Here is a 19,147-nt window from a genome sequence, read left to right on the forward strand (position 1 = left end):
TCCCGCCCCGGTCCGGCTGCGCCCGGGACGGCGCGGGTTCACCTGGTGGGGGCGGCGTGCACGCCGACCGCGTAACCGCCGCCTTCGCGGTAGGGGTCGCCGCTCCAGGCCGCGTACCGCTGCCGCACCTTCGCGGCGGGCTCCACCGACGCGGCGCAGAAGGCGGGTTCGCCGTGGACGTCATGGCCCGCTGCGGCGAGCCGGGCGAAGCGCTGCACGTACTCCTCCCCCGCCCGGCCCCCCGTCGGTTCCGCCCAACGGCCGCGCTGCCCGGTCATGCTGCCCCGTTCCTCCGGTCGTCTCCACCCGGGCGCGAGCATAATCGAGAGCGCGGTACCGGGCTCCCTTCTCTTGGCGCGGTCAGCCGATCACGGGCGGGGCCGCCCGGAAGAGGTGTCTGACTGCACCGCGGCAGCTGCCTCAGCCACGGCTCCCACGCGATGCCCCCGACCGGCGCCCGGCCCGCTCCGGCGGCGGGGCCGAACTGACCGATCCGGGGTTCGGCGGCGGTGCGCTGCTCGATCCTCGGTAGGCGCCCGGCTCCCGCCCCTCGCTTTTCCGTCCGGTTACGGAGCGTCCACCAGGACACGGCCGTCCGTCGGGGTGGGGAACGCCAGACCGCGCGCGTAGGCGGACTCCACGCGGGACCGCTCGACCGCGTTCGGCACCGCGTTGGTGCAGCTCGTGCCACCGGTGGAGCCCGACATCAACTGGGAGCAGGGGCCGGGCTTGGTGTCCGGCAGCCCCAGGCTGTGGCCGAGTTCATGGGCGACGATGCGGATCTTGTCGTACCCCTGGGCGACCGCCTGGCTGCCCAGTTCCACCCTGACCGAGCCGCCGGGGCGGACCGGGCCGAGGGCGGCCTGCGGCCAGCCGCTGGTGGCCACGATCTGTACCTCGCCGCGTGTGCCGGGGGCGGCTTCGACGAGTTTGACGTTGGCGACGTTCGCGTTCCAGGAAGCGACGCCCGCGGCGATCGCCGCCTCCCAGCCGCCGGCACGGCTGTCGTCGTAGCGGAGCGTCACCGTGGCTGCCGTACCCTCAGCCGCTGTCGGGGCCGGCGCGGGAGCCGCGTGCGAGGCCGTCGTCGTGGCCAGGGTGATCGCGGCGGCGACTCCGGCCGTCTTGAACCATCTCGAATCCAGCATCGTTCGTCCCTTCACTCATGGGGGGTCGGCTCCACGGGGAGCCGGACGAGCGGGAGGGCGGTCGGCCTACGGGAAGTAAGCCGAGTGGCCGCGACGGGCGTTCGCCGCTCTCCCCGGGGTCCGCAAGAACCATGCCGCGATCGCACCTTGATCATGCACCTGCCGTGACATGAGGCCGGAAACGCACCCCGCCCGCCGGCGGCGCCGGCGGCCCACACCCCGTACCGCCTCCGGGCCCGGGGCGACAGCCGGCACTCACGCGTTGAGGTGGGCCAGCACCGCAGATCGAGGACAACGCCTGACGCATCGCCGAGGAGACCGACTCCGGCGAGCGGGTCGTCGGCGTCGACCGCTTCCGGCTCGACGTGGAAGAACCGTACGAATCCTTCGGCGTCGCCCCGTCCATCGAGACCCGGCAGGCCTAACGTCTGGCCAAGCTCCGAGCCTGGAGGGACCAGGACCGGGTGGACCGTCACCTCGCCGACGTGCGGAAGCCGGCCGGGGACGACAGCGTGCTGTACCCGATGAAGGACGCCCTGTCGGTCGGCGCGAACGTGGGAGAGGTCTGTGACGCCTTGCGCGAGATCCGGGGCGCGTATCCCCTCGGCGAGACGTTCTGACCCTCGATCGGACCCACCCCCGGGCCACCGGCCTGCGGGGAGGCGTCCCACGGTCGTCGACGGCGGCCATGACCTCCTCGGCCACCGCGCCGCAGTCACCGGCGCCCGCGTGGACACGGTCGAGGCGGCGTGTGGCACGTCCGGAGACCAGTGACCACTGATCACCCTGTGCCGCAGAAACGGCAGTTCGCGGCCGACACGGTGCACGCGACAGGGGAGGACGTGCACGACCTCACTGCGGCGATCCGCACGTTCCTTGCGGCGCGGCGCAGTAGCCGGACGAGCCCTGATGCCGATCCCCCACCCTGAGGGAGAAGCGATGTCCGCCGCTGTGCGACTTTCCCGTCCTGCGGGTGAACCTCGCGGTGTTCCGGCAGCGCCCCGAGGAGATCAGACGTACGAAGGGGGCGTGACCTGGTGCGCCTCCGAAGTGGGATCAGCATGAATGCGTCGAGATGGTTACGCGCCGGAAGCGACGCTGCGCCTGTTTCCGGCGGGCGCCGGTCCTCCGCTCGGCTTCCGGACGATCCGGAGCACTCGGTCAGGACCTGGCGGCGTGTATGCGAATTCCAGCATGACGCCGGCGTTCGCGGGAAGCGCTCCCGGGCCCGGGTGCTGCCGTGGGCCTCTCTGACGACGTGCCTGGTCCTCGCGACGACGATGAACCACGTGGTCTCCGCAGCAGCAGCCGTGTCGCCGGCGAAGTGCGTCGACGGGTGGTCCGATTCCCGCGGCCGTTCCTCGGTCGACGGTTCGGAGATCGCGTGGGAGGACGAAACGCAGTACGACGACGCACGCCGGTTCGCCGTGCGCGCGTGGACAGCCGGTGGACTCGACCGGGTGCGATTCCCGAGGGACGACGCCTCGAGCATCGCGGATCTCGAGTGGTCGGACATCAAGGAAAGCGGCGGCAAGTGGTTCAACGTCGGGGGCGCGTGGAGCGGCGGACCGGGCACCGACTGGATCCGCATGAACAGCGCCTACCTCGGAAAAGACAAAGCGCAGGGCACGACGACCGGCCGGCGCCGGGTGGCCGCCCACGAGCTCGGCCACGCGCTGGGTTTCTGCCACAGAGCCGACGCGGGGCCGGCGTCGCTGATGAAGAAGCGGCTCGTCGACCAGCCGCGCAACGGCCTGCCCACCCGACAAGACCGGACCGACTACCACAAGCTCGGGGCTGAACATGAATTCCACCCGGACCGGCGCCGTCGCCTCGGCCGCCGCGCTGGTTCTCGCGGCATCCGCCTGGACCGCCTACTCCTACCTCTCCCCCACAGGACGGACCGAGTTCGAAGCGGTCACACTCCACAACCCGGACGACGACCAGGAGGTCGCCACCGCGGCCCGCGACGTCTTCCGTGCCACCGTCGAGCGGCGCGCCGGGGCGCGCACCATCCGGAACGTCCCGTCCGAGATCTACGAAGTGCGCGTCACCCACGCCTACAAGGGCAACCTCACCGGCACCGTGTCCGTCACCCAGCTGCCCGAGGATCCCCCCTTGCACACGGGCCACGCCTACATCTTCCCGACCGTCCCCTGGGACGACACGGGGGCCGAGCATGCCGTTCTCGCCGAGACCGTCCCCCGGCCCGCCGACCACCTCGGCCGGCCTGCGACGACCTCCACGGGTCCGGCGCACGGAACGGTCGACGAGCACTGGACCTGGGTCACGACCCACCCGGCGGCGGGCATCAACACCTACCGGTAGACGCAGCGGGGCCCGTCACCGTGGACCTGCGCGGGACCCTGATCGGGCGCACCCCGCCGGCGAGCCGGCCAGGCACCTCCTCGACCGCAACGCCTTGGCGCGCGGCGAGGCCCGGCCCGCCCCTTCCCGTTCGTCGAACGCTCTGCGATGCCGATGCCGATGCCGCCGTCAGGAGGACAAGATCGTGACCATCGAGACCACGGCGGTGGCGAAGCAGAAACCCGGAAACGCAAGGTTGTGGAGCACGACGGACATCCGGCCGGGTGGCGCGAGTGCTTCGCCTGTGTTTCCTGGACGCAGGCGCCGTGGGTGCCGTCCACGAGGTCGCCGCCGAGTTCCGCCGGGCGCGGCCGGAGTGGCGGGTGGAACCGCGTCTTGCCGAGGGCGAGAGGGCCGTCGCCATGTCCGGGAGGAGCGGGGCGCGGCCGACGGCCGGGACGGCGATCGCGAGAGGGCTGGTGGCCACCGCGGCGCCCTTGACGCCCGTGCAGCCCATGGTGGGCGCTGCGCCTCCCCTACGGCAGGACGAAGTGGTGGCGCATGCGGCGCTCGTCACGCGAGGGCGCGGATGGCCTCGAGGGTCCGGTCCACGCTGAGGTTCCCGTCCGCGCAGTCGCGCAGCAGGGCCGTCACCCGTTCGTCCTGGTATTCCCGCAGAGTTATGGGCGGAGCTTCGGGCGCGGCGTCTCGGGCGACGTCCTCGCGGGTCAGGAGGTAGTCCGCCAGGGCGGCGCAGGAACGGTGCTGGAAGATGATGTCCGGCTTGACCTGAATGCCGAGGGCCGTCCCGACGCGGCGGGCCAGGCGCACGTAGATGATCGAGTTCAGACCGAGCTGCCGGAACGACGCGTCCGCGTCGAAGTCCAGCGCCTCGTCGCCGATCTCCGGCTGGAGGATCTCGCGCCTGATGCGCTCGATCAGGTCCCGGCGCGGATCGGGTGCGGGCTCCGGTGCGGTGGTGATCCGGTCGATGAGCCGGGTGAGCATCTGCGATTCGCCCAGTTCCGTGAAGTCCGACACGCCCGCGTCCCGCAGATACCGGATGCAGTCGGTCCAGCGGACGGGCTGGACGATCTGCTCGGCGAGCAGTGTGCGGACGTCCTGCGCATCGGGGCCGAACGGCCGGCCGGTCACGTTGGAGATGACCGGCGTCCGTGGTTCGCCCACATCGACCGAGGCCAGCAGGGAACGGAAGCGCGCGGCGGCCGGTGCCATCGCCGGCGAGTGGAAGGGTCCGCTGACCCGGACCGGGACGAAGCCCCGGACGCCCTCCACCTTCTCGAAGACCGGCTTGATCCGGGCCAGTTCCTCGCGGCTGCCGGAGAGCACGAACTGCTCGGGGGCGTTGTGGTTGGCGATGACGACGCCGGTGGCGTCGTGCTGCTTCAGGGTGTCCTGGACGATCTGCTCGCAGACACCGACGACCGCGGCCATCGCACCGCCGCCGACCTGGCTCATCAGTTCCGCACGGTGCTGCACGAGGGTCAGGCCGGTTTCGAAGTCGAAGGCGCCGGCCGCGAACAGGGCGCTGTACTCGCCGAGGCTGTGGCCCGCGAAGAAGTCCGCGGGCGGCAGGTCCTCCTCGGCCGCCGCCCAGTGCAGCGCGTTGACGACGTAGATCGCGGGCTGCGCGTACGCGGTCTCGGACAGCCGTCGTTCCGGGTTTTCCAGACAGAGTTCTTCGATCGGGTATCCGAGCACCCGGTCGGCGCGTCGACGGAGGTCGGGGAACCTGCCGAACAGGCTTCGCCCCATGCCCTTCTTCTGGGTGCCCTGGCCCGGGAACACGTAGCAGCGCATCAGATCCGTCCGCCCCCGAGGTCGAATCCGGCCGGCGGCGTGGGCCTCTCGGGCAGCTCGGTGATCCGGACCACGGCGCTGGTCCAGGTGAAGCCGGCGCCGACGCCGAGCAGCATGCAGAGGTCACCGACGTCCACGGCGCGCTCCGCCACGAGGTGGTCGAGTCCGGCGATCTGGTCGCCCGCGCCGAGGTGGCCGACGGTGCGCCCCCAGGACCAGGTCGTGAGGTCGAGGTCGATGTCGAGCGCGGTGAGGACCTCGCGCTGGAGCACGATGCGCCCGAAGTGCGGAACGACGAACCGGGCGACGTCGCCCAGGCGAATGTCCGCGTCGTGCAGGGCCCGGTCGACGCAGGCGCTGAGTCCGGCCCGGAACCGGCGGGTGAACTCGTCGAGCTCCACGTCTCCCAGGTACTGCAGTTTGCGCAGACGCAGGTCGATGGGGACCGTGGGGTCGTGGTGAGGCGTGAAGGGCGCGTCGCCGCGGTGCAGACGCTCCAGGGTCGGGTCCGACACCGTGGAGGTGCTCAGCACCTGGGCGAACCCGGACCTCCTGCTGAGCACCATCGCCGACGCACCGTCGCCGGGGACGATGCCGATGTCGCTGTTCCAGCGGTCGATCGCCGGCGGACCGACCTTGTCGGCGGTGGTCACCAGCGCCGCCACGTCGTCGGTGGCCACGAGGGAGCGCGCCGCGATGTCCAGCGCGGTCATGCAGCCGTTGGACGCGTTCTTGACCTCGAAGGCGAGCGCCGAGTGGTCCCCGAGTACTTCGCGGTGGATGTAGGAGGCCGTGGGGTAGAGCTCGAGGCCTTGGAAGTACACGCAGGCGTGCAGCAGCAGCGCGATGTCCTCGGCCCGGTGGCCCGACCTGTGCAGGGCTGCTCGGGCAGCGGCCACGGCCATCTCGGGCGGAGCTTCGTCCGTGGCCTCGCAGACCGACTCGAGCTGCGTGTCCTCGGCGTCCTGGGCGTCGAACCGGCCGTCGGCTACGGCTTGTTCGACCTTGGTCGCCGGGGGCAGGTAGGTCGCGGTACCCGCGATGAACAGGGCCTCTGTCTTCACTTCTCGTTCCCTCTCAGGGTGGTGGCGTCGTGGAGCAGGTGCCCGGCGATGGCCTGGGCGGTCGGGTAGTCGAACACCAGGGTGGCGGGCAGCGTGGTGTTCAGCCGCTGGGCGAGGCGCTTGCGCAACTGGACCATGGTGAGCGAGTCGATCCCGAGGGAACGCAGTGCTCGGTCGGACGGCACGCTGTCGGGCCCGGGCAGGCCGAGGACGTCGGCGACTTCGCTGCGGACGAGTTCCAGCAGCAGAGCCGGCCGCTCGGCTTCGGAGGCGCCCGCCATCCGCGTGTCGAGGGACTGCGCGGTCCCGGAAGCCTCGGTGCTGTGCTCCGTGGTGGTGCGTCGCAGCAGGCCGCGCAGCAAGGGCGGGGCTTGCGCGGCGCCGAGCGCGTGTCGCAACGATCCCAGTTCCAGGTGCACGGGCAGCAACTGGGGCTCGGGCCGCGCGAGTGCGACGTCCAGGGCGTGCAAGCCCTCCGTCAGGGTCAGGGCACCGACCCCCTGGCGCCGCAGGCGTCCCAGCTCGGCCTTGCCGAGGTGGGCGGTCATACCCACTCCGGCCTGTTCCCAGAGCCCGAAAGCGAGGCTGAGTCCGGTCAGGCCCCGCTTGCGTCGGTTCGCCGCCAGGGCGTCCAGCGTCGCGTTCGCCGCGGCGTACCCGCCTTGTCCCGCGGTGCCCAGTGTTCCGGCCGCCGAGGAGAAGAGTACGAACGCGGCCAGGTCCAGGTGCTCGGTCAACTCGTCGAGCAGGCGCGCCCCTTGGACCTTGGGTGCCATCACCCGGTGCAGCCGCTCCGCGGTGAAGCCCTCCACCAGGCCGTCGTCGAGCACGCCGGCGAGGTGGAAGACGGCCGTGAGGGGATGGTCCGGGTCGATCCCTTCGAGTACCGCGGCCACCGCGGCCCGGTCCGTGACGTCGCCCGCGACCAGGTCCACCTGCTCCGCGCCCGCGGTTTCGAGTCCCCGCAGGAACGGGCCGGCTCCGGGGGTGCCGTCACCCCGCCGCGACAGCAGCACGAACCGCCGCGCCCCGTGCGCGCGGACCAGGTGTGCGGCAAGCACGCTGCCGAGTTCGCCGGAACCGCCGGTGATCAGCACCGTGCCGTCCGGGTCGAGGGCGCGTGGGAGGGTCAGCACGGTCCTGTGCCCGGCGTTCTGCCGCGCGTGGTGCAGGGCGTACGGCGCGTCGCGTACGTCGAAGGCGGTGAACGGCACCGTGTCCTGCCCCGCGTCGGGGGCGGACGGATCAGCGGCCGCCTGTGCGAAGGTGAGCCCGGCGGGCATCGGCCCGAGGGTGGCGCCCTCGACGCGGACGTGAGGGGCGAGCGCGACTGCCGCATGGCCCATGACCCGGTCGCCCGCGTGTACGGAGGTGACGGCGCTGCCGGTCTCCACGACGGTCCCGGCGAACGCCAGTACCTCAGCGTGCTCCGGGGGCATCCCGGCGGCGCGCACCTCGACGCGGACCTCACCCGGTGCGACCGGCTCCGGGGCGCCCCCGTCGTGCGTGGCGGCGATGACGCCCAGGTGGCCGTCCTCCCCCTGGTGCAGGTGCCAGCCGTCTTCGTCCGGCAGGACGAGCGCATCGGCCTCCTCGACGGTCGGTTTCGCCCGTGGCACGTGGGCGGTCCCGTCGCGCAGCACGCACTCCGGCTCGCCGGTGGTCTCGATGACGTGCGCCAGGAGCCGGAAGTCCGGGGTGCCGGGATCGAGGTCGATCAGGCGCAGGACCCGCTCGGGCTGTTCCGTGCGGGCCGTGCGCACCATGCCCCACACCGCGGCCTGGGCCCAGTTCCCCACCTGGTCGTCGGGGCTCGCTGACACGGCGTCACGGGTGATCCAGAGGAGTTCCGCGTCCTGGAGCCGGGCCTCGCCGAAGCACGTCTGGAGGGCCCGCAGCGCTTCGGCCGCGCTCCGTTCCGCGTCGTACCACTGGTCGGACGCGCGGTCGGGCGGCGCGAACAGCAGTCGCCGAGGCGTGTCCGCCCCGATGTCGAGCCGCTTCACGAGGGCGTCCAGGTCGGGTACGACGTCGGCGCCGAGCCCCGCGCCCCACTCCGCGTCGCCGACCACGAGGGTGCCCGCGGGGTCGAGGGCTTCGGCCGCGGGGTGTACGGGTTCGAAGGCGACGCGGTAGAGGTGCTCGGCGAACGGGTGTCCGCGACGCCTGCCGGGCTGGAACCGCAACCCGCCGATCCGGGCCACCGGGTGGCCTGCCGGGTCGGCCAGCCACACGGTGGCCGGCGCGAGATCCTCGTCGCCGCCGGATTCGAACGACACGCGAACGGTCAGTTCTCTGCCCGCGGCACGGAACAGCTCGACGTCCGACCAGATGAACGGGACGAGCGGCCCAGGAGCGGCGCCCGCTTCCATCAGGCCCGCGACGACGACCTGCAGTGCCGCGTCGAACAGCGACGGATGCAGGCCGTGGCCGGCCGGATCCAGCGCCTCCGGGAGTGATACCCGCGCGTGGTAGACGCCGTCGTGGCGGGCGAGTTCGCGCAGTCCGCGGAAGGCCGGGCCGTAGTCGAGGCCGTTGGCGAGGGCGCGTCCGTAGAAGGCTTCGACGTCGAGGGTCCGGGCCCCGCGCACCGGCCGGTCGGCGAGGTCCGGCGGCATCGTGGCTCCGGCGCCCGCGCGGGTCACGCACTCTGCGGTCACGTGCTGCTGCCAGACCAGCGGCTCGCCGGTGTCCTCGGGCTGGCTGTGGAACGCGTAAGCGCGCCGCCCGTGCGCGTCCGGATCGCCGACGGTGGCCTGGATCCGCAGCGCGCGGCCCGGGAGGAGGACGACCGGCTCCAGCAGTGTCAGGTCTGCCACGGCGTCGGCACCCGCAATCCGGGCGGCGAAGAGCGCCGCGTCGGCCAGGCCCGCGCCCGGCACGTAGACCTGCCCGCCGACGACGTGATCGGCCAGCCACGGGCCGTCGTCGAGGGACAGCCGGCCGGTGAACAGGTGACCGCCGCCGGCGGCGAGCGTCGTGACCGCGTCGAACCACGGGTGCCCGTCGGCGGACCGGTCTGCCGTCACCGCGGCGGGCCCGGCCGGAAGGTCGCCGAGCCAGAAGCGTTGGCGCTGGAACGCGTACGTCGGGACGTCGGTCTTGCCGGCGCCGCAGGACCCGAGGACGCGTTCCCAGTCCAGCGGGAAGCCCTGCTCGAACAGTGTGGCGGCCGCTCGCCAGAGCTGGTCCAGGCCGCCCGAGGCCCCCTCGGGCGGTGTGCCGAGCTCGACGAACGCTCCGATCCCCTCGTGGCGCAGCCGCTCCAACGCGCGGTCGGGCCTCGTGGGTTCCGTCTCCGGCAGGTCGCGGAGCCAGAAGTCGCCGCCGAGCTCCGGGCCCGGCACGGTCTCGCCCGTCAGACGCGAACGGAAGGGGATGGAGGTCCGGGCGGGGACGATCCCCGAAAGCGCACCGGGAATCGTGTCCCCCGAGCGCGCGCGTGCCCGGAGGGCGACGACGCGGGCGCCGTCCTCCAAGCTCAACGCCCCGCTCACGACGGCGGCGGCGACCTCGCCCTGTGCGTCGCCCACCACCGCAGCCGGCTCCACACCCCAGCTGCGCCACAGCGCCGCACGTCCGAGGTGGGCCGCGAACCGTGTGCACGGCAGCACATCGGGGCTGTCCACGTCCTCCTCACCGCGCAGCACCTTCAGCACGGACCAGCCGGTCAGGGGCGAGAGGACCGCGTCGCACTCCGCCACGGCGTCGTGGAACACCGCGCTCTGCTCCAGCAGTTGACCGTCGGTGCCTGGTGGCCGCGGGTCCTGGTCGGCGAACACGAAGGCGATCTCCCCCAGCGCCGTGCCGGAGCCGGGGGAGATCGCCCGCAGGGCTCGGGCGGCATCGACGGCGTTGTCCGCGAAGACCACGGCGCGCGCGTCGAAGTGCGTACGGCCGACGGCGGAGGTGTGGGCGATGTCCCGCATCGACCCGGTGGGCCGTGCGTCGAGCCATTCGGCCCAGTGCCGGGCCTGCGCGCGCAGCGCGTCCGCGTCGGGGCCCGAGACGACCAGCGGGTGGGCCGGCGGGTGGACCGGATCGTCGCCGGGCCGGTCCGCGGGCGCGGCCTGTGGTGCTTCTTCGATGATGACGTGCGTGTTCGTGCCGCTGATGCCGAATGAGCTGATGCCGGCGCGGCGCACCCGCCGTGTCCGCGGCCACGGCCTCGCCTGCCGCAGGAGCTCCAGTTCGCCGCCGGTCCACTTGATGCGGGTGTTCGGCTTCTCCGCGTGGAGCGTGCGGGGCAGCCACTCGTGCTGAAGCGCCATCACCATCTTGATGACGCCGATGACGCCGGAGGCCGCCTGGGCGTGGCCGATGTTGGACTTGGCCGATCCCAGGTGCAGGGGCCGCACGCGGCCCGAGAAGACCGCGGCGAGGGCGCCGGCCTCGATGGGATCGCCGAGCACGGTGCCGGTGGCGTGCGCTTCGACGGCGTCGATGTCGGCCGGGGTCAGTCCCCCGTCGGCGAGGGCACTGCGGAGCACGCGCTGCTGCGCGAGGCCGTTCGGCGCGGTGAGCCCCTGGCTGCGGCCGTCCTGGTTCATGGCGGTGCCCCGCACGACGGCCAGCACACGGTCGCCGTCGCGCGTCGCGTCCGAGAGCCGCTTGAGCACCAGGACGCCGCAGCCTTCCGCCCAGCTCGTCCCGTCGGCGTCGTCGGCGAAGCTCTTGCAGCGGCCGTCGGCCGCGAGCCCGTCGAGGCGGCTGAACTCGACGAAGATCTGCGGGGTGCTCATCACGGTCACTCCGCCGGCGAGCGCCAGATCGCACTCGCCGCTGCGCAGCGCCTCGCACGCCAGGCGCAGGGCCACGAGTGAGGAGCTGCACGCGGTGTCGATGGTGAGCGCCGGCCCGGAGAGGCCGAGGGTGTAGGACACCCGGCCGGAGATCAGGCTCGATCCGTTGCCGGTGATCTTGTAGCCGTCGCTGCTTCCGACGTCCCAGCGCCGGGCGACGTCGTAGTCCGAGCTCATGGCGCCGAGGTAGACGCCCGTGTTGCTGCCTTCGAGGGAAGCGGTGCGCAGATTGGCCCGCTCGAGTGCCTCCCACACGACTTCCAGGACGAGTCGCTGCTGCGGGTCCAGGGACAGCGCTTCGCGCGGGCTGAGCCCGAAGAACGCCGCGTCGAAGTCCTCGACGTCGCGTACGAAGCCGCCCTTGCGCGCGAAGCGCCTGCCGGTGGCGGCGTGCTCCGCCTCCTCGATCGTGCTGAGGTCCCACCCGTCCCAGCGGCGTGGGAACGGGGAGGAGGCTTCGCGGCCGTCGACGAGCAGTCTCCAGAACGCTTCGGGCGTGTCGATTCCGTCCGGAAGCCGGCAGGCCATGGACACGATCACGACGGGGTCGTCGTCGTCGGGCCGCGCGGGCACCGCGTCGGTGGCGGGCGGCGCGTGCGGGGCCTCGTGCTGCGCGTCGACGTGTGTCAGCAGCAGGGTCGCGATCGCCCGCGGTGTGGGGTAGTCGAAGGCGAGCACGGTGGGCAGCGGGACCCGTGTCCGTGCGCTGAGCCGGTTTCGCAGCTCGACCACCATCAGGGAGTCGAAACCCTGTTCGCGCAGGGGGAGGTCGGGGCGCACGTCGGCCGCGGGCCGGCCGAGCAGGGCCGCGGCCTCCTTGGTGACGAGTGCGACCACTGCTCCGGGACGTTCGGGTTCGGGCAGTGCCCTCACGTCCGTGCGCCACGAAGCACCGGCGAGGACCGGGATCGCGTCGTCGTGTTCGTCCAGCCAGTAACTGCGGCGGTCGAAGGCGTACGCCGGAAGGTCCGCCCTGCGTGTGTCCGGGGCGAACACACGCTGCCAGGGGATCGGGACCCCTTGGGTGTGCAGCTCCGCCGGTCCTCGCAGCGCCTGTTCGAGCCCTCCGTGGCCGCGGCGCAGGCTGCCGACCACGACGGCGGCCCCGTCGGATCCGGTCCCCTGCGCCAGTGCTATCTGGAGCACCGGATGCGGGCTCACCTCGACGAAGGTTCCGAACCCGTCCGCTCTCAGGCGTTCGAGCGCGCGGTCGAAGCGCACCGGCTCGCGCAGGTTGCGGCACCAGTAGTCCGCGTCGAGCTCCGGCCCGGTCGCCCGCTCCCCCGTCACGCTCGAGTAGAAGGCGATCCCCGCCTCCGCGGGGACAAGACCCGTGAGCTGTTCGCGCAGTTCGGGCAGCAGCACGTCCATGTGCGGGCTGTGCGAGGCGTAGTCCACATCCACGCGCTGGCAGTACGCGCCGGTGGCCTCCATCTGCGCGAGGAAGCGGTCCACCGCCCCGCTGTCGCCGGCCACGACGGTCGAGCGCGGGGTGTTCACCACGGCGACGGACAGCGCCTCGCCGTAGGCCGCCAGTTCCTCGACGACTTCACCCACCGGGCGTTCCACCAGTCCCATCGCCCCGTCCGGCGCACGGTCGTGCACGGCGCGGGCGCGCAACGCCACGATGCGAGCGCCGTCCGCCAGGCTCAACGCCCCGCTGACGACCGCCGCGGCGACCTCGCCCTGGCTGTGGCCGACGACCGCCGAGGGTTCGACGCCCCAGGCGCGCCACATCGCGGCGAGACCGACGTACATGGCGAACAACGCGGGCTGCACCACGTCCGTGCGCGTGAACGTCGGCGCGAGACCGTCCTGCCCCCGCACGACGGCGGCGACCGAGAACCCGGTGTGCGGGGAGAGTGCCTCGTCGCAGGCGGCAACGGCCTCGCGGAACGCGTCGTTCTGCTCCCACAGGGACCGGCCCATCCCCCACCACTGGGCCCCCTGACCGGGGAAGACGAACGCGACGCGGCCGCGATCGGCCACCGCACCCGTCACCACCGCGTCGTGGCTCTCGTCCGCGGCGAGCGCCCGCAGGCCGGCCACCGCCTCGTCGGTCGTGCCGGCGATCACCGCGCCGCGCACGGGGTGCTGTGTGCGGGTCGTCGCCAGCGAGTGGGCGACGTCGGACAGTCTCGTCCCGGGTGCCTGTCCGAGATGGGTCGCCAGCCGTTCGGCGTTGCGCGCGAGCGACTGCGTGCTCGTGCCGGACACCGTCAGGCAGACGGCACCGTCCGCGCCCGGTGCGTCCCGTTCCGGCGTGCCCCCGGGTGCCTCGCCGAGGGCGACGTGCGCGTTGGTGCCGCCGTATCCGAAGCTGCTCACTCCGGCGAACCGCGGCCCGGCGGGCCACGCGGCCGCCTCGGTGACCACGTCCAGGCGTTCGGCGGAGAAGTCGATGCGCGGGTTCGGTGTGTGGAAGTGCAGGCTCGGCGGGATGACGCCGTGGTGCACCGCCAGCGCGGTCTTGACGAGCCCGAGCACGCCGGCCGCCGGTTCGAGATGGCCGAAGTTCGTCTTCGCCGAGCCGATGCGCAGCGGCGCTGGCCGGTCGGGCCCGAACACGGCGCCGAGCGCGCCCGCCTCCGTCACGTCGCCCAGCGACGTGCCCGTGCCGTGCGCCTCGACGTACGACACCGCACGCGGCGCGACGCCTGCGTCCTGCCACGCCGACCGCAGCACCTCCGTCTGCGCCTCGCGGCTGGGGGCGGTCAGTCCGTCCGTCGCGCCGTCGTTGTTGACGGCGCTGCCGTGCACCAGCGCGTAGACGCGGTCGCCGTCGGCGAGCGCGTCGGACAGCCGGCGCAGCACGACGACCGCGCAGCCCTCGCCTCGGGCGTAACCGTCGCCGTCGCCGTCGAAGGCCCGGCTGAGGCCGGCGGGGCTCTGCGTGCCGAGTTTCGTCAAGGCCACCGAGGTGTTCGGGTGCAGCATCAGGTTGACGCCGCCGGCCAGTGCGAAGTCCGACTCGCCGGAGCGCAGGCTCTGCACGGCGAGGTGGACGGCGACCAGGGAGGAGCTCGACGCGGTCGCCACGCCCATCGCGGGGCCGCGCAGCCCGAGCGCGTAGGCGATGCGGGACGGGATCACCGAGTTGTCCCAGCCGATGGCCGAGTGGGCGTGGATCGCCTCGGCGGCGCCCTGCGTGAACAGCGGGTACTCCTGCCACATCGCGCCCATGAAGACGCCGGTGCGTGTGCCCGCGAGACTCGCGGTGGAACGCCGCGCGTCCTCGACCGCGGCGCACGCCACCTCCAGGGCGATGCGCTGCTGCGGGTCCATCTGCCGGGCCTCGGCCGGTGGGATGCCGAAGTACTCCGCGTCGAATCCGGTGACGTCGTCGAGGAATCCGCCTCGGCGGTTCGCCGCCCGGCCGGACGCCTCCGCGTCGGCCCACGCGGTGGCGTTCCACCGGTCGGCCGGCACCTGCCGTACCGCGTCGACCCCCTGGAGCAGAGCCTGCCAGAGTGCGGTCGGATCCTCGATCAGGGCCGGCAGTCGGCAGCCGATGCCGACGATCGCCACCGGCTCGTGGCGGTCGTCGGTCCGGGCGGGAGTCTGGTCAGTCACGGGAAGCCCCGATCTCGTCGGACGCGTAGAGCGCCAGGCATGTCTGCTCGATCGCGGCGAGCGGTTCCGCGTCGTTCAGGATCGTCATGTGGTTCGCGGCGTCGATGTCCACCAGGCGCAGGCCCGGCAGTTCTCGTCGCCAGTCCTGCTGGTAGTTCACGTGGTCGAGGGAGAAGGTCTCGCCGGTGACCTGGAAGTAGGGTTCGGCCTCGCCCAGGAAGAGCCCGCGCCGGTTGCGGAAGTAGGTGGCGACCACGGCTTCCGGACGTGGCAGAGGGCTGATGGTGTGCTCGCCGAGCTGGTAGGCGAGCTGGATGGCCATGTTGCGCCGGACGAACCGAGCGGTCTGGGCGGGGCTCATGGCGAGTCCGCGCCCGGCCGCCAGCTCCGCGAGCTGCTGTACGAACGCGTCCTCGTCCAGGTGCTCCGCGACCTCGTCCCGGTGGACGAGACGAGCACGCAGGACCGCCGGGTCCTTCTCCCCCGTCGGCCAGAGCAGGGAATTGACGACCTGGAGAGCCGCGCTCCGCGCGGACTGGAACCCGTTCGCGTTCGATTTCGCCAGGCCGGTCGCGTCGGGTGAGTCGACCATCGTCAGCGAGGCCACGTCCTGGTCCTGTGTCTGGAGCAGCCGGGTCACCTCGTAGGCGACGATGCCGCCGAGGCAGAACCCGCCGACGTCGTACGGCCCTTCGGGCTGCACCGAACGGATGACCTCGGTGTAGTACTCGGCCATGGCCGTGACGCCCTCGACGGGCGCGTTGTCGGTCAGCAGGCCACGGGCCTGGATGCCGTAGAACGGGCGGTCGATGCGCTCGGCGATCGTGCGGTAGGACTCGACGCCGGCGAGGGCGCCGTGGATCCAGAAGACCGGCCTGCCCCGGGTCGCTCCGTTGAGGCGCACCAGCTCCGGGGGCGGCACGCGGGTGGGGTGGGCCGCCGCCTCGGGCAGCCGTGCCACCACGTCGTTCAAGGTGTCGTGCGGCTGCCACCATTCGGGCCGGAACCCCGGAAACGCGTTGCTGATCCGGCCCAGCATCGCGACCAGGAGCAGGGAGTTGAGACCGTAGTCGGCGAGCGACCTCGTGGCGTCGATCTCGTGGCGCGGCAGGCCCAGCACCGAGGCGACGAGGTCGGCGACGAAGGCTTCGCCGTCCGGAGCGCCGACGCCCGTGTGCGGGGTCCGGTCCGGCCGCGGGGCCTGCTCGGCGAAGCACTCCCGGCGTGCGAAGGGGTACCCGGGCAGGGCGATCCGCCGGCGTCGGGCGCCGCGGTGCATCGAATCCCAGTCGATGGACGTGCCCGAAGCCCACTGTTGTGCGACGTGGTCGAGCTGGGTCGGCTCCCCGTCGTACTCGGCGGCGGCTGCCGCGGGATCGATGCCGTCGGCGAACGCCACGCGGGCGAGCGGGTCCGGGTCTCCGCCGAGCCAACCGCCCAGAAGGCGGGCGGCCTCGTCCGTGCTCCGCGCCACGAAGGCCAGCCGGCAGCTCATCGCCTCGCGGCCGACCTGCAACGTGTACGCGATGTCCGCCCAGGAGCGCGGGTCCGCCTCGGCCAGCCGATGGATCAGCCGTCGCGCCCGCTCGCGGAGAGCGTCGACGCTCTGCGCCGAGAGCACGAGGACCTGGGCACCCGGGTCCTCGTCCGGGGTCGGGGAGGCGAGGTGGTGCTCCAGTACGACATGGGCGTTCACGCCGCCGATCCCGAAGCTGTGCATGCCGGCGCGGCGCGGCAGCGGCCGGCCGGCGTCGTCGGTGCGCTCGGGCCAGGGCAGGTTCTGTGCGGTGATGCGCAGGCGCGTCCCCGTGAGGGAGAGGTCGGGGTGCAGCCGCCCGAAGCCCGGGAGCGCCGGGATCACGCCGTGCCGCATGGCCTGCGCGGTCTTCACCAGCGCGGCCAGGCCGGAGACCACCTCCGTGTGCCCGATGCAGGGCTTCACGCTGCCCAGGTACGTCACGTCTTCGCTGTCGTCCTCGCTGCGGAGTCCGGCGCCGAGCGCCGCCAGTTCCGCGCTGTCCGCCAGCATCGAGCTCATGCCGTGGGTCTCGATGTAGTCCACGGCGCCCGGATCGATCGCGGCGTCGGCGTAGGCGTGCGCGACGGCCGCCTTCATGCCCTTGATGTTCGGTGCCGTGAAGGACACGCCTCTGCCGCCGTGGGCCACGCCGGTGCCGCGCACGACGCAGTGGACGAAGTCCCCGTCCTCGATGGCCCGCCTCAGTGGTTTGATCAGGACGGCGGCGACGCCCTCGCTGCGCGCCGTTCCGTCGGCACCCTGCTGAAACGGCCGGACGTCGCCGCTCGGGCTGAGCATTCCCGCGGCCCGCATCCCGTCGAAACCCGCGGGCGACATCACCAGGTTCACGCCGCCGACGAGCGCCTGCTCGCACTCGCCGTCGCGGATGGACCGGATCGCCCGGTGCAGGGCGACGAAGGAGGACGAGCACGTCGTGTCGCTCTGCTCGCTGGGGCCGTTGAGGTCGAGCAGGTACGAGATCCGGTTGGGCACCATCGCGGGCGACGGCAGGCTCATCAGGTCCGTGGCCGCGGGCCGGTATTCGCTCTGCGTCGTGGCGACGAACACGCCCGTGGGCCGCTTGCGCAGTTCGGCCGGCCGGTAGCCCGCGTCCTCGACGGCGTTCCACGACGTCATCAGCAGCAGGCGCAGCTCCGGCGTCACCTGGCGCGCCTCGGTCATCGACATGCGGAAGAAGAGAGGGTCGAATTCATGCGCCCCGTCGAGGAATCCGCCTCGTAATGCGGCTGCCTCGTCGCCGTGGCACGCCCAGTCGGCACGCTTCTGCGGCGGTGCGGTGATGCACCGTCGGCCTTCCTCGACGACCCGCCAGAACTCATCGGTGTCGTCGGCCCCGGGGAAGCGCGCGGACATGCCGACGATCGCCATGGCGTCGAGTGCGGCCTCGTCCGGCTCGGGCTGCGGCCGCGGGTGCGGCTGGGCGGTATCGGGCGCCCGGTCCGGCGGTGCGGGCTCCGGCACGAGCGTCTCCCGCAGCTCCTCGGCGTATGCGGAGACGATGAACTCGGACAGCTCGGCCAGGGTGTTGTGCTCGAACAGCACCGTGATGTCGAGGTCGATGCCGAGCGTCCCGCCGAGGGTCCGGGCCACGTTCACCGCGAAGATCGAATCGAGCCCGTAGTCCGAGAAGGGCTCGTCCCGCCCGATTCTCGTCCGCGGGATGTCCAACGCCTCTGCCAGTACGTCGAGCGCGACGGCCTCGGTTCGGGCGCGCAGCCGGTCCGCGGGCCCGCTCCGGGAGCTGTGACCGGCCACGGCCCGCGCCGGACTCTCGCGCACCGGCTCGGTCTGCGTCGCGGGCGGACGCGGCAGGGCCGTCGTGCGCCGTACGACGCCGTCGCTCTCGGCCACGATGATCTGCTGTCCCAGATCCTCGGCATCCTGCGCGGGCAGGGCGATCGCGCGGAACCCCTCCTGCGTCAGGACGTGCCGCCAGCGGGCCGTGGAGAGCAGCGGGCTGCCCTGGATGCGCAGGTGCGGGTCCTCGTAGCGCCACCATCCGTCCAGGAGGCCGAACGAGAACTGGCTGAGCAGGTTGTTCGCGGTCAGCTCGTTCAGGACGAGCAGTCCGCCGGGCCTGAGCAGCGCCTTGGCGTTGCGCAGGGTGTGGCGGATGTCCCGGGTGGCGTGCAGGACATTGGCGGCCACCACGGCGTCGTACCCGCCGAGGGCGAGGCCCTGATCCGTGACCGGACGCTCGATGTCCAGGATTCTGCAGGTCAGTGAAGGATTCTCTGCGGCGAACGAACGCTCCGCGTGGTGCAGGAAGGCTTTTGATATGTCGGTGTAGCAGTACTCGCGCACGTCCAGTCGCGCGGACCGCAGCGCCTCCAGGACGACGGCGCTCGTGGCACCCGTGCCGGCGCCGATCTCCAGGATCCGCGCGGCGTCCGCCGTCAGGGACCGTGCCCGCCTTCGCAGTCGGGTCACCAGGTCGGCCGCCAGCACCTGGTTGAAGAACGCTGATGCCGGGTTGGTCGCGTAGGCGTTCTGCACCAGTTCCAGCGATCCTCCGGGGAAGATGACCTCGGTGGCCGGTCGCCGTCCGGTGAGAATGTCGGGTAAGGCACGCAGGGCGGTCTCCACCAGGAGGTGGGTGGCCGCGAGGTCGGGGTTCTCCCGCCACCGGGGCTTTTCCGTCTCCCACTCGCGCCACAACTGCTCGATCGGACGATGGCGCGTGGCGTCGTCGAGCAGGATCCTGCCGTCCCGCCGGTCGAGGTGGCCGGCTGCCTCGAACAGGCGCAGGCATTCTTCGAACCAGGCGCCGTATCCCGGCGCGAGGCCGGCGGACTCCCGTGCGGCCTCGGGAGTCTGCCCGGATTCACGGAACGCGCCGAGTGTGCGCAGATGGGACCAGAGGAAGTCGAGCAGGAGCTGTTTCACGGGGAG

The 19,147-nt window shown here is 72.4% G+C and carries 6 protein-coding genes and 3 pseudogenes; 3 read left to right on the top strand and 6 right to left on the bottom strand.

Annotated features, from left to right (window positions below):
* Nucleotides 1–125: 125 nt before the first annotated feature.
* Nucleotides 126–278 (bottom strand): annotated as a pseudogene (locus Q0994_RS17720) (SAM-dependent methyltransferase); the annotation flags it as partial.
* 102 nt (nucleotides 279–380) lie between these two features.
* Here Q0994_RS17720 and Q0994_RS17725 point away from each other — a divergent pair.
* A pseudogene (locus Q0994_RS17725) lies at nucleotides 381–526 on the top strand (lipase); the annotation flags it as partial.
* Nucleotides 527–566: 40 nt separating this feature from the next.
* Here Q0994_RS17725 and Q0994_RS17730 read toward each other — a convergent pair.
* Nucleotides 567–1,148: a snapalysin family zinc-dependent metalloprotease gene (locus Q0994_RS17730; protein WP_299535799.1), complete on the bottom strand. Its 582-nt coding sequence runs from the start codon at nucleotides 1,146–1,148 to the stop codon at nucleotides 567–569.
* Nucleotides 1,149–1,429: 281 nt separating this feature from the next.
* Between Q0994_RS17730 and Q0994_RS17735 the strand changes: the two are divergent.
* Nucleotides 1,430–1,768, top strand: a pseudogene (locus Q0994_RS17735) (methylmalonyl-CoA mutase family protein); the annotation flags it as partial.
* A gap of 1,183 nt (nucleotides 1,769–2,951) precedes the next feature.
* Nucleotides 2,952–3,476 (top strand): hypothetical protein, encoded by a 525-nt coding sequence (locus Q0994_RS17740; protein WP_299535801.1) that lies wholly within the window; start codon nucleotides 2,952–2,954, stop codon nucleotides 3,474–3,476.
* A gap of 552 nt (nucleotides 3,477–4,028) precedes the next feature.
* Here the strand turns inward: Q0994_RS17740 and fabD are convergent.
* Genes fabD through Q0994_RS17760 form a run of 4 tightly spaced genes read right to left on the bottom strand, consistent with a single transcriptional unit; the run spans nucleotide 4,029 to nucleotide 19,141 of the window.
* Nucleotides 4,029–5,276 (bottom strand): ACP S-malonyltransferase, encoded by a 1,248-nt coding sequence (gene fabD / locus Q0994_RS17745; RefSeq protein ID WP_299535804.1) that lies wholly within the window; start codon nucleotides 5,274–5,276, stop codon nucleotides 4,029–4,031.
* Nucleotides 5,276–6,340, bottom strand: a complete 1,065-nt coding sequence (locus Q0994_RS17750) for a ketoacyl-ACP synthase III family protein (protein WP_299535807.1) — start codon at nucleotides 6,338–6,340, stop codon at nucleotides 5,276–5,278. The genes fabD and Q0994_RS17750 overlap by 1 nt, the downstream gene beginning before the upstream one ends.
* A complete protein-coding gene (locus tag Q0994_RS17755) occupies nucleotides 6,337–14,715 on the bottom strand; it encodes a type I polyketide synthase (protein ID WP_299535809.1) in 8,379 nt (2,792 codons plus the stop codon). The genes Q0994_RS17750 and Q0994_RS17755 overlap by 4 nt, the downstream gene beginning before the upstream one ends.
* A complete protein-coding gene (locus Q0994_RS17760) occupies nucleotides 14,708–19,141 on the bottom strand; it encodes a beta-ketoacyl synthase N-terminal-like domain-containing protein (protein WP_299535812.1) in 4,434 nt (1,477 codons plus the stop codon). Before Q0994_RS17760 ends, Q0994_RS17755 begins: the two co-directional genes overlap by 8 nt.
* Nucleotides 19,142–19,147: the final 6 nt, after the last annotated feature.

This window comes from uncultured Streptomyces sp. (genome assembly GCF_947488945.1).
Taxonomy (GTDB): Bacteria; Actinomycetota; Actinomycetes; order Streptomycetales; family Streptomycetaceae; genus Streptomyces.

What these genes read in the sequence shown, in the direction of transcription:
- Q0994_RS17730 (WP_299535799.1), bottom strand. Translation starts at nt 1,148, where the DNA reads ATGCTGGATTCGAGATGGTTCAAGACGGCCGGAGTCGCCGCCGCGATC.
- Q0994_RS17740 (WP_299535801.1), top strand. Translation starts at nt 2,952, where the DNA reads ATGAATTCCACCCGGACCGGCGCCGTCGCCTCGGCCGCCGCGCTGGTT.
- fabD (WP_299535804.1), bottom strand. Translation starts at nt 5,276, where the DNA reads ATGCGCTGCTACGTGTTCCCGGGCCAGGGCACCCAGAAGAAGGGCATG.